The 7,072-nt window shown below is 61.3% G+C and carries 9 protein-coding genes; 2 read left to right on the forward strand and 7 right to left on the reverse strand.

Annotated features, from left to right (window positions below; all coding sequences use genetic code 11):
* The 3 genes from AC5L38_RS43770 to AC5L38_RS43780 form a co-directional block, all read right to left on the reverse strand.
* Nucleotides 1-182: hypothetical protein (locus tag AC5L38_RS43770; RefSeq protein ID WP_495248738.1), on the reverse strand; the 182-nt coding region annotated here is incomplete at its 3' end.
* Between the two features lie 8 nt (nt 183-190).
* A complete protein-coding gene (locus AC5L38_RS43775; RefSeq protein ID WP_495248739.1) occupies nt 191-325 on the reverse strand; it encodes a hypothetical protein in 135 nt (44 codons plus the stop codon).
* Nucleotides 325-759 (reverse strand): plasmid replication, integration and excision activator, encoded by a 435-nt coding sequence (locus tag AC5L38_RS43780; RefSeq protein WP_495248740.1) that lies wholly within the window; start codon nt 757-759, stop codon nt 325-327. Before AC5L38_RS43780 ends, AC5L38_RS43775 begins: the two co-directional genes overlap by 1 nt.
* 225 nt (nt 760-984) lie before the next feature.
* Here AC5L38_RS43780 and AC5L38_RS43785 point away from each other — a divergent pair, with 225 nt between their 5' ends.
* Nucleotides 985-1,902 carry a hypothetical protein gene (locus AC5L38_RS43785; protein ID WP_495248741.1) on the forward strand — a complete coding sequence of 306 codons (918 nt, stop codon included), beginning with the start codon at nt 985-987 and terminating at the stop codon, nt 1,900-1,902.
* 22 nt (nt 1,903-1,924) lie between these two features.
* Here AC5L38_RS43785 and AC5L38_RS43790 read toward each other — a convergent pair whose 3' ends face one another.
* Together AC5L38_RS43790 and AC5L38_RS43795 are read right to left on the reverse strand one after the other, a co-directional pair.
* Nucleotides 1,925-2,641 (reverse strand): GntR family transcriptional regulator, encoded by a 717-nt coding sequence (locus AC5L38_RS43790; RefSeq protein ID WP_495248742.1) that lies wholly within the window; start codon nt 2,639-2,641, stop codon nt 1,925-1,927.
* A gap of 281 nt (nt 2,642-2,922) precedes the next feature.
* The gene (locus tag AC5L38_RS43795; protein ID WP_495248743.1) at nt 2,923-3,213 is read right to left on the reverse strand and encodes a hypothetical protein; all 291 of its coding nucleotides are present in this window, start codon (nt 3,211-3,213) and stop codon (nt 2,923-2,925) included.
* A 346-nt stretch (nt 3,214-3,559) separates the two neighbouring features.
* Here AC5L38_RS43795 and AC5L38_RS43800 point away from each other — a divergent pair, with 346 nt between their 5' ends.
* A complete protein-coding gene (locus tag AC5L38_RS43800; RefSeq protein ID WP_495248744.1) occupies nt 3,560-4,852 on the forward strand; it encodes an NsdA family TPR-like regulatory protein in 1,293 nt (430 codons plus the stop codon).
* Nucleotides 4,853-4,908: 56 nt separating this feature from the next.
* On the opposite strand, the gene AC5L38_RS43805 is transcribed toward AC5L38_RS43800, so the two are convergent.
* Both AC5L38_RS43805 and AC5L38_RS43810 read right to left on the reverse strand, forming a co-directional pair.
* On the reverse strand, nt 4,909-5,919 hold the full coding sequence (locus tag AC5L38_RS43805; protein WP_495248745.1) for a hypothetical protein: 1,011 nt from the start codon (nt 5,917-5,919) through the stop codon (nt 4,909-4,911).
* 367 nt (nt 5,920-6,286) lie between these two features.
* On the reverse strand, nt 6,287-6,580 hold the full coding sequence (locus tag AC5L38_RS43810; protein WP_495248746.1) for a hypothetical protein: 294 nt from the start codon (nt 6,578-6,580) through the stop codon (nt 6,287-6,289).
* Nucleotides 6,581-7,072: the final 492 nt, after the last annotated feature.

The following is a 7,072-nucleotide window of genomic DNA, read 5'->3' on the forward strand; positions in this document are numbered from 1 at the left end:
CTCGAAACCACATCGGATGATCGGGGAAGGTACACCCCTTCCTGGCAGATCCACAGGTTTCGATCATTGCTCCCGTCGTTCCGCTTCTCCAACTGTCTGTCGATCGCGTCCGTGATCGCTCTGTCCGCACCGCGTACGGTGTGCTGGTAGATCATCGCGGCGCGCACGTTGTCATGTCCCATCCGGGCCATCAGGTCCTTAAGACGGCGCCGAAGTCGAGCGCCAGGACCGGCGTACGGGCCGGGTAGGGGTGGTTGGTGGCGCGGGCGCCACGGCCGGTGTTGAGAGTGATGGTGCTGATGCGGTGAGTCCTGCGACGCGTCATCAGGCGACGTCCTTTCCAGCGGTGGAGGTGTGCTTGGCGGGAGCGGAGGCGACGGGACCGGTACGCGGGGCACGCATCTCGCGGACCTTGATGGAGTAGGCGAGGCGTCCGGCGCCGTTGACGTACGGAGTGGCGGTGACGTGGTCGAACTCGACCGGGGTGAAGGGCAGGTTCGGCATGGGGGCCGGCGGAACGGGCTGGACCGGAGCGAGGATCTTGACGGCCACGGTCTTCTGTCCGGGCTTGACGGTCGGGTCGGCGTCCATGACCGCGACCTGCCAGACGAGTTCTCCGGTGGTCTTGTCGCGGGACTGGACGAAGCGACCGTTTGTGGAGGCGTCGAAGTCCTTGACCGCCTCGACCTCCCCGACGACGTAGCAGCCGTGCGGGAAGACCTGGGCGAAGGTGACGGGGATCGGGCCTTGCAGAGCCATGACAAGCTCATTCTATTGAGTGACAGGCACTTAATCTATCAACTTGCTTGAGAGTACGACGGCTTACTTGGTAGGTCAAGTGCCTAAGTAGGCTCAGGGTGAGGCGACACAAGGAAGCCGGTAGATCCGCCCATCCAGAACGTCTACACCGAATCGACTGAAACCACTTATGCTGCCGGAATGATCAGGTCTCGCGCCTTATGCAGTGCTCTAGCTATAGGTGTTGTGTTAGCCATGCTCGCGGCTTCTCCTGTGTCTGCACAGCAGCCCGATGAGGTCGACATCAAGCTGCCCGACGCTGATGTGACCTTGCATGAGCGCGTCCACGATCCCGTGAAGGTCACCGCCTTCTCCCGGGCCGTGAGCGACTCACGAATAAACGCTTACCTTCGCGTCTCGGACAAGGGCAGATTCGCGGAGAAGAAGGACTACACAGAACTGGTCCCCGCGCCGAAGGGCGGCAGGGTGGCCGGCGTGCCTCAGTCCTCTCCAGGCGAGTTCGACTCGGTTGTGATTTTCGACGCCAAGGGCAAGGCCACACGTATTCGCACAGTGCGCAAACCATTGCAGACCAGAGGCATCCAGTGGTCGCGCGATGGTCGCAAGCTGGTGTTAACCGTTGAGAAGGAGCACTTCACCGCGGTTGGTTTTGCGACGGTCGACATCGCCACAGGCGCTGCGAAGGTCGCCACGGTTCGCGGAGTCGATGGGCTCGCAACTTTTCAATGGACACCAGACGGCAAGCACCTCGCCGCCGGGTACGCAGACCCCTACCAAGGGGTACGGCTGTATCGGACAGACGGACGCATGCATCGCACGCTGCGCAAGATCGGCTGGATCATCGGCGACGACTCCTTCTCCCCCTCGGGCAAGCAGCTGCTCACGGTCTGCCCGGCCACCTACAACGAATCCAGCTACTGCCTCTGGAACGTGAAGTCCGGCAAGCTGGCCACACGAGTAAAGATCAACTTTAATAGCACATATGGGTGGTGGGATGACCGCCACCTGGTCAGCAAGGTCGATAGGGATGGCGCTCGACAGATCGTCGTGATTGACCTCAAGGGAAAGATCACTCGCGTCCTTGCACACGACCGCACGAGACTAGGCCGAGGTGTCGCGCTCGTCTACACGCCAAGCAACTAGCACGGACCTTGGACTCTACGGTTCACCCGATCGGGTAGGCATCCTCCAGTTCGTGCCGATCGGCGGGGAGGAGGACCTCCACCACAGCCAGAGCCGTGCCTGAAGCATCCTTGACTGCACCGTAGACGGCCAGCAGCGGCGCGTTCTTCGGCATGCCGAGTCGCTTGACCTCATCGGTTGTGGGCATGCGTGCGGTGATCTGCTCCACCACGTGGTCGAACCGCACGCCCTTGCGGGACTGGAGGTGTTCGCGAAGGCCCTGCGGGAGGGGATCGGCGCTGGTCAGGTCGGTGCCCTGGGACAGTTCGACCGGCACCCACAGTGAGACCATCTCGGTCGGCTCTCCGTCCCGGCTGACGAGTCGTCGGCGCAGGAACGCCTTGCTCTTCGGAGTCAGACCAAGCAACGAGGCGACGCGGTTGGGGGCGGTGATCGCCGCCGCCTCGATGACCTCGCCCTGCGATGCGCTCTCCGGAGCGATCAGGTACGCCTGTCCGGGGCGGGGCTGTTCCATCGAGGTCATCGCCGGACGACCGCGCACGAAGCGGCCCTTGCCCTGCTGGGAGTCGATCCAGCCCTGTTCGCGTAACACGCGCAGTGCGGCGACGACGGTGGGCCGGGAGACACCGAACTCGTTGATGAGCTGGTTCTCACTGGGCAGGAGTGAGCCCGGAGGGTAGTCCCCCGACTCGATGCGCCGTTGAAGTGCCTGAACAAGCTGGGCGTACTTCGGAGGCACGGACTCTAGTGACATTACGACCGTCCATCACCCGACAGGTTGTTTGACCAAGTCAGAGCGTAACCTGGCTTCCCCCGCCTGTCACGTCACCGGAAGGCAAGGGGAACGAGAGCAGAGAAGGTCCCGGCAGGCAGAGAGAGGGAAGAAGGGCGCCGCGGTTACATGGGTGGGGCCGCATACGCCGTCTCCGCTACCTGCCGGGACGTGATCAGACGCGACGGGGCAGCGGTAACGCTCTTCGGTGCCCTCCGCACCAAAGGACACCACCCCGCCGCGCCCGCCTATCGACCGACGTACTCGGCCAGAACCTGGGCAGCGCCCGCCACGTCGCTGATCGGGTGGCGCTTCTCGGCCGACTGCCAGGAGTAGAAGGCGCCGCCGTAGCCGACGAACACCCACACCGGCAGGCCGACCTGTGGACGCGGGATCATCAGCGCACTGTCGTTGTCGCGCAGTTCGGCCCGCACACCGAGCCGTAGCAACGCGTTCCGCAGTCGAGTGAGGGCATGCGCCTCGTTCTCCTGGCGTTCCTGCTGAAGGCAGGCCGCAGCGGTCTGCATGATCGGATTCATCTCACGTTCCTTTCGACCCGGCCGGTTGCGAGGCAGTCGAGACATTCCTGTTCTCCCTGCGTCTCGGGATCACCACCGCTCTCGCCGACGAGAAGGGCACGGCGCGAGCTGCGCAGCTTGGTTCCACGTCCCCGGCACGCGGGGCAGGGGCGTGTCTCGCTGGTCTCCTCTGGCCGGGTCACCGTCGCCATCTCCTCGAATTTGATCCGCGTTCCCTGCGGCGGAAAGCGGGCTGACGTACCGTGTTGCTTGATGGCAAGTCCACCGGCAATCCGAGAAGGACAGGACCCCCAAACGGCCCCCCTGAATCCCCCTCTTGAGCCCTCAGCCGGGAGGAAGGCCCTAGATGCCCGACAACATCCCCAACGTCCAGCTCCGGGCGTGGCGTAACGAGCACCGTCTGACTCGCGCCGAATTGGCCCACCGGATCAATACGACGCTGATCGGCATTAAGGAGTCCCTGGCGTGCGATGAGGAGCGCATTCGGCGCTGGGAGGCCGGAGAGGTCAGGTGGCCCCATTCTCCGTACCGGCTCGCCATCACTCAGTTGACCGGACTTCAACCCGAAGACCTGGGATTCCGACCGAACAGACGCGGGGCCGGCCAGCTCATCGAGGCCACCGGCATCATCCCCATGGACGCGTTGCGAGCCGAAGCCGACCTCTACGGCACCATGGAACTCGCCCAGCAGCTCCAGGCGTCCGACGTCGGAACTGGCACGCTGGAAGCTCTCGCCGAGGCCGTCGATCTGCTCTGCCGCGCCTACCCCGTTGTTTCAGCCGCCACGTTGCGCGACCGGACCCAGAAGCGTCTCTCTCAGGTCAACGGTCTACTCGGCGGACGGATCACCCTCGCCCAGCACCGTGAACTCCTCGTCATCACGGGATGGCTGACGGCCTTGCTCGGGTGTGTTCACTACGACCTGGGAGAGCGCGAGGAGGCCGAGACCGCCCGCCGCGCCGCCTACGAGATGGGCCGCCAGGTCGGGCACGGTGAACTCATGGGCTGGGCACACGAGATGTCAGCGTGGTTCGCCCTGGTCGAGGGCCGTTATGAAGACGTGGTCACCGCCGCCCGCATGGGCCAGGCCGTCGCCGGCCAATCCAGCGCTCAGGTTCAACTCACTCTGCAAGAGGCCCGCGGACTGGCCCGAATCGGCGACCGCCGCGAAGCGGACAAGGCCCTCACTCGCGGAGCCGATGCCCTGGCGAAGCTCCCGCTCCCGGGTAACCCGGATCATCACTTCGTGTTCGACCATGCCAAGTGGGTCTTTTACGCGGCTACCGCCTACACCTGGCTTGAAGACAACGAGCGCGCCGAGGAACATGCCCTTGAGACGATCCAGATGCACACCCGCCCGGATGGCACCTCCAATGCCCCTATGCGCGTCGCCGACGCTCACATCGACCTTGGCATCATTCATGCCCGACGCGGCAACCTCGACGCCGCTGTGGAACAAGGCATGGCGGCCTTTGATATTGAACGTAAATCGCTCACGGACCTTATTAACCGCGCCGGAGATTTGGATAGATTCCTACGCCAACGCTACCGTCGCGAAGCTCTCGCAAAAGAATTTCACGAACGATACGTCACAGCACGCAAAGCACTCACGGAACACCAGCTAGATTTTTTCGACTGAAATTCACGTTAAGACACAGCTAATCGTCGCAATTATTGCATCGGGCGCAGGATTAACTAATCCTCCACCTTTCCCCAAAGATTCAAAGGCTTAAGTAGCCTTCGCAGGTCATCTAGATTTTTAGGGAGAAGTGCATATTCTTGCTTCACATAGACATGAACGCGCCCTGCTGTATGCGTAACCCATTCCTCCCCTTCAGCTTGCCGGTCGTTAATAGTGGAATTGAAGTTCGGCCAGATCACATTCTCGTCCATGTCGATGGATATTAACATCGCCGCATCAGATGCTGATCCCGCTAAACGAATGTTAAAACGCCCAACGGGACGGTTAATCGAGGATTTCCAGCCATCTGGGATTTCATCGAAATCTCTCCGATGGCTGTTCTTATAAAGATCGGCCCATTGCTGAACCGATCTGGACGCACTCCACTCGAAAAGTGCCGTCTCTCCAGGCTTCAAAAGATACTCTCTCCCTCTACCTAGACGCTGAGGGATAGGAACATTGCCTGCGACCAAGGATGACTCTCCTTCAACAAAATTAGGTTCGTCTGCAAGTACGTGCGCCGCAACCTCTCCAACATTTATCATTAATCCGCGAATTAAAAAAGATAGTTCATCGTGCTCATTCTCATTAGTGTTATAGACGATAAAATTTCGACGAGAGTCTAGCGACGGATATTTCGAACCCTCCTCACCCCTCCCACCCCATTCGCATTTATTCCACAGGGGAGGATACTCCGCCGACTCTAGTCCTATTACAATCTTGGGTAGGCTAGATTCCATGAATCCGCGATATTCGATTAACGCAGAAACTTCGGCAATGCGCTCTGATTCCGCAGCCCTACTACTCCACATCTGTTCCCTAGCCGCAATCACCTGCTCCTTTGCCGCATCCACTTGCTCTTCCGCGGCTTTAGCCTGAATTTCCGCTGCTCTAGCGCTACGCCTCGCATGGCGAACGCCCCGAACAGCTACGCTAAATGCTAGAAGGGAAATTACCAGCGATACTCGCTCCACCGATGAATTAACGACAATCCATGACCATGCCGCCTGCCAGAACTGCTCCATGTTCGTCATGTCATGTTGAACGGCCGTCATCTCTTAATAGTTCCCTACAGACTTCCAGCTTCCTAGCCTCCATAGGCTCACGTCCCCGAAACATAGTTTTAGCCCTTGTGTAGGCCTCACAGCCTGGTTCCGAATGACTAGCTATAAGGCCTTGCCGAATTGTTCTCATAGGTATCAAGGCGACGGCGCGGCGCGCCGCCGCACGGCCCGGCGCCCGCCTGCCGTCCGGGCGTGCGGCGTGGGCGCCGGTCCCGGACTGCGCGGGACTCTGGGCCGCGCGCCGCACCCGGCGCCCGCCGTACCATTCCATCCCGCCGTACCGAGGCCGCACCGTCGCCCTGACACGCTTGGCTTAGTATCGGGATACCTACGAGGTTTCGCCGGTTGCGGCATGCTCTGTCGAACTGGACACCGTTTGGCCAGCCTCTTTGGTGGCCGCCTTCCGGCGTTTGTACTCAGTGAGGACCACGCCAAAGCCGCTGATCCAGCCAAAGAACACCGTGTAGCCGATGACGCTCTGCCAGCTGAAGACTGTACTCAGAGGCCAGAGATCGTTGTTATAGAGCCACAACGCGAGGAGGCTTACCAGAAAACCTCCGGCGGCGCCTTGCCCGAGACCACGAAGGCCCACTCGCCATAAGGGAGCTTGCTCATGTTGCATGCTCAACCTCTTTGATCTCCCAGGGAAACCCAGCTCCGCAATGATCACGCTACCCGAGCCAGGGCCGTACGTGACTAGGGAAAGCGAAATATCCTGAACCGGCATCGCCCTCACGATCGCCTGATGACGGCTGATCTTTGTGAGGGTCAGGGGCGATCGACGGTCCGTGGCTTCGTCCCTCAGCCCCGGCCCACCGGGACACCAGGGCGACGAGGGCGAGACGCTCCGCGTGTCCTTCGCGTGCCCGTTGCGTGCCCGTCAGGGAGGTGATCAAGGGGGACTCACGGGGAACCGCGGGTAATCGACCCCCTCCCTCGCAGGTCAGCGTCTCCCCAGCTCAGTGGCCAGGCGCGATAGAGACTTCCCAAGCTGACAGCGCGGGTTCGATTCCCGTCACCCGCTCCACGCTTCGAGGTGGGCTTCCCCTTCTAGCGTGGAGACCTGACCTAAGGAGAAGGTTAGGTCGTGGGAGAGACCAGACGCAGGTTCGAT

Source organism: Streptosporangium nanhuense (assembly GCF_059358815.1).

What these genes read in the sequence shown, in the direction of transcription:
- AC5L38_RS43805 (WP_495248745.1), bottom strand. Translation starts at nt 5,919, where the DNA reads ATGGAGCAGTTCTGGCAGGCGGCATGGTCATGGATTGTCGTTAATTCA.
- AC5L38_RS43795 (WP_495248743.1), bottom strand. Translation starts at nt 3,213, where the DNA reads ATGAATCCGATCATGCAGACCGCTGCGGCCTGCCTTCAGCAGGAACGC.
- AC5L38_RS43775 (WP_495248739.1), bottom strand. Translation starts at nt 325, where the DNA reads ATGACGCGTCGCAGGACTCACCGCATCAGCACCATCACTCTCAACACC.
- AC5L38_RS43800 (WP_495248744.1), top strand. Translation starts at nt 3,560, where the DNA reads ATGCCCGACAACATCCCCAACGTCCAGCTCCGGGCGTGGCGTAACGAG.
- AC5L38_RS43780 (WP_495248740.1), bottom strand. Translation starts at nt 759, where the DNA reads ATGGCTCTGCAAGGCCCGATCCCCGTCACCTTCGCCCAGGTCTTCCCG.
- AC5L38_RS43810 (WP_495248746.1), bottom strand. Translation starts at nt 6,580, where the DNA reads ATGCAACATGAGCAAGCTCCCTTATGGCGAGTGGGCCTTCGTGGTCTC.